Annotated in this window: 4 protein-coding genes; all 4 read right to left on the bottom strand. The window is 26.2% G+C overall.

What is annotated here, in order from left to right; genetic code table 11:
- Positions 1-441 precede the first annotated feature (441 nt).
- A complete protein-coding gene (locus ACFSX9_RS00565; protein ID WP_379803076.1) occupies positions 442-1,071 on the bottom strand; it encodes a hypothetical protein in 630 nt (209 codons plus the stop codon).
- 175 nt (positions 1,072-1,246) lie between these two features.
- On the bottom strand, positions 1,247-1,774 hold the full coding sequence (locus ACFSX9_RS00560; protein WP_379803074.1) for a hypothetical protein: 528 nt from the start codon (positions 1,772-1,774) through the stop codon (positions 1,247-1,249).
- A 154-nt stretch (positions 1,775-1,928) separates the two neighbouring features.
- Positions 1,929-2,573 (bottom strand): hypothetical protein, encoded by a 645-nt coding sequence (locus ACFSX9_RS00555; protein WP_379803072.1) that lies wholly within the window; start codon positions 2,571-2,573, stop codon positions 1,929-1,931.
- Between the two features lie 182 nt (positions 2,574-2,755).
- Positions 2,756-3,574, bottom strand: a complete 819-nt coding sequence (locus tag ACFSX9_RS00550; RefSeq protein ID WP_379803070.1) for a hypothetical protein — start codon at positions 3,572-3,574, stop codon at positions 2,756-2,758.
- Between the last annotated feature and the right edge of the window lie 161 nt (positions 3,575-3,735).

The raw sequence follows: 3,735 nt of genomic DNA, 5'->3' as shown, positions 1-3,735 counted from the left end.
TCCAAAAAAAAATAAAAAAAAGTGAGTAATCTAGTTAATACGAGAGGGATCAAAAACGCAAACAAACACGTTTTGATGGCGTCCTTGACGTATAACTTAAAGAAATATTTACGATTTGTCGTTAAAAAACCCACACTATATCTATAAGAATTTGCTTTAAGAGTTGTTTATCAAATGTTGCACTTGTCGCAAAAAACTAGTTTGTAATAAAGTTTGAGCTTTTCAAAAGTCCAGTAGGCAAAAGTTTGTGAAACCCAAGGTGTCCCGCTAAACTATAGTAAAATAAATTTTTTTTTGTCTTAGCAGAAGCTATTAAAATTAAGTTCTCCGGTGTCAATTTGTTTTGCCACATCAACTGCAATTAGTCCACTAAATAAATATATTTCTTTTATCAATTCGTTGTCTGTTTGGTGTTCTAAAATTGTGCACAACAGTAGTTTTTTATTCTATCTCAAACTCAAAAATAAAATAATTCCAATCTTCGTCAAAAGTATGGTTTACTTTTTTGAATTTATCGGCTGTTATATATCGATTTATTAAATCTAAATTATTAGAATTACGACCAGCATAATACCCAATAATTATTCTAAAAAACATTTGTGAATTTTCAGAGGTATTTATATTGTCTTCAAAACCAAAATCAATTTCATTTGGTTCCTTTTCATATTTTTGAAAACTTAAATTTTCTGTTTTAGATTTAACATTTTCATAATTGGTAAAGAATTGAACTTTAATTTTATTTAAGTCTAAAGTTTTTACAAATAATTTAATGTTTAAAATAGAATCATTTTTGATTCCCTTATTCAAGTTTTTAATAGTTGAAACATAACTAATTTCACCTTTAGCAACTTCTAGATTATTAAAGTATTGATAATAATATATTTTTGTTTTTTTGTTTTTTGGAGCAATATTTTTGAGAATATAATTCTTAAACATTATATCTTCGAAATCTAAAATGTTTTCGATAATTTCAGCATTTAAAGTGTCTTTTTCTGTCAGTATAATTTTATTCTGCGAATAAGTCAATTGACAAATTGTTAATGTAATTATTAAAAATAAAATTTTCTTCAATTTTCGCTTTTTTTTTAAATTAATGCCAAAGTTCTGCAACCAAAGGAATTGGCGACGAGCCAAGACCAAGCCAAAACAAATATAAAGCAAACTTTTGAATTTTAGTCGAAAATTCGGAAGTATACCTAACCTAAGCCATTTATTTTAAATGCTATTAACTGTAGGCTTTTGTTGATTAGTCTTCATTCCAAATACCCAGTTTATTATCTGATGCAAATTGTTCAGCTTTTTTTATTTTCTGAATAAACTCCTCATATTTTTTAGAATCAATATAGACTTTTATTTTTGACTCATCAATAGACATATAATCATTAGGCTCTTCTTTTAAAGTTTTGGGTCTCATCATAGTTCCTCCTGGAAAACAACCATTTTTAATTAAAAATTCATTAATTGTATTTCCATATTCATCTTCAAGCCAACAATAATTTATATTACCATTATTGTCATCAATTAATGATGATACAAGAATTATTTTAATGTTTTTATGATTTAAAATCCAAGAATTTATTAATTCGTCAGTATTTTCTGAAGACGGTGTTCTAAAAAAACCTTTACCAAGTAAACAATAAACGTTAGATTTATCTCCTTTTTGACCTCCAAAGATTGATTCAAACTCAAAATTTTCAAATTTCAAATTGGTATTCTGACTCCTGCATTCAATTAAGCAGAATAATAAAAATAGGTACAAAAAATATTTTTTCATTTTGTTCTGTAAGCTCATATTTAACGTCTTGGAGCTTGCCGAGGTTGGGGACTTTTGAAACCGAGTATTTTCGGCTGAACATAAAGGTAATAAAAAAACGCTAATTACACTAAATACCCAATCACGCCAAACGGCTGTTGTGCCTAGTACCTTTTTAATTTACAGTTCCATATTCATTTATGTAATAGATATTTAATTTTTTAGACCTTTTCGAATTGTAATTTAAAATTTCATAACTTACAATTGAAGTTAAAGTTTTGCTTTCTGCATCTTTTTTTTCATCTTCAATCATTTTTTCTATTACATCAAATCGATTATCTTTTAAAATAAAGAAAAAAATGCTCCTACTCTTATTTTCATCCATTTTTTTATAATTCTTTAAATATTTAGGATATTTTTCAATTTTATAATCCTTATTTTCATTTTGTTGGAAACAATAAGATTTATTGTCATAGATTACAAAACCTTTCATATTAGGTTCATTAAATCCAGATTCTATTAAAATTGTAGTTTCAGTTTCATTTGCATTAAGATTATTTAAAGCCAAAATGTTTTTCAAAATTGAAATTTTATTTTCGGTATCTTCTTTTGAAATTATTGCTTGAGACTCAAGAAATCCAACACCATTTATGCTTTTTGATAAACTGTCCATTTTAGGGTCAACTTGGCTTCTCATTTCATCAGTGATTTTAGTTTCCCAAATCGACTTCATAGAATTGTAATATTCGTCTGCTAAACTTTGTGAAAATATATTTTGTGATAAGAATAAAATTATAAGAGTAAATTTTTTTAATTTCATTTAAAAGGATTTTTATGTATTAAGATTGGTTTTTTGGTATTTGGCACAACGGCCGACGCTATGGCAAGTGCGGGAATAAATTGTTGCTCAACTGTCTGCCAGCACAAATGTATGTAAAGATTTCAAATGTTTCAACGAACACGCAAACCCGCATTTGGTATAGCATTTGTTGTGCATAGTTACTATTTTAATATGTGTCCATACAGAATTTTAATCCATAAATTCACAATAATTTGGAGTTTACGTTCATCTTTGTCTGAATTATAATTTAAGTTATCATAATTTATTATGTGAATTAATAATGTACTATTGACTAAAAAGTCAGTTGAAAAAACCATCATTTCATTAAAGTCCTTATTATTTTTTAAAGATTTGAATTTTGAGTGAGAAATTTCAGATGTATACTTATAAAGTGTCGCTCGTTGTTCTCCTGTAAATCTATCAATCGAATAATTTTCTATTTTGTTAATATCTTTCCCTTTACGTGATTTTAAAAAATTTGAAATCTTACTTGGTTTTAAATGTTTAAACCACATTTCAATATCTTCTTGTTCTGTTTCTGTGTTAGAAGTGTATTTTTCAAAAAAATCTTTATCAAGAGAACAAGCAAATATTATGGATGATAACTCAATATAATTTCTAAAAATGGAGAAAGCTTGTTCGTATTGTTTGCTTTGTATTAATAAGTTATAAGAAAATAAAATATTTTCAGCCTTACTAAATAGTAATTCTAAAAAATTAAATTCTATAAATTTCCTACCCCAAAACTCTTCTTTGTACTTTATGGTACTAATTATATCCCAAAACTTACAAGTACAAAAAGAAACAAATTCTACGACATTTAAATCATTTCCATTTAATTCTACATAATCAAATATAAAATTGAAATCTTCTTTTTTAAATTCAGAAAAAGCCTTTCCTCCATATAACCCAATATTATGTGATTCATTTTCTTCGATTGATTCCTCAAGTAATTTTATTATGTTGATATTTTTCTTCATACCTTTTATTACGCACAACGTCAGTCTGTGAAAAAACTAACGTTTTATTCTTTCAAAAATAGACAAATTATTTTAATAAAAGGAATAAAAGTCGTATATTTAATGATGCAACACATCACAGGAATACCGCGTAATCAAATGTGTTTTTCTAGTTTAGAAGA

Origin of the sequence: Flavobacterium ardleyense (genome assembly GCF_042686085.1) — a bacterium.
Taxonomy (GTDB): Bacteria; Bacteroidota; Bacteroidia; order Flavobacteriales; family Flavobacteriaceae; genus Flavobacterium; species Flavobacterium ardleyense.
Note: the sequence above shows the minus strand (reverse complement) of the source record. Positions and strands in the feature narration are given on the sequence as shown.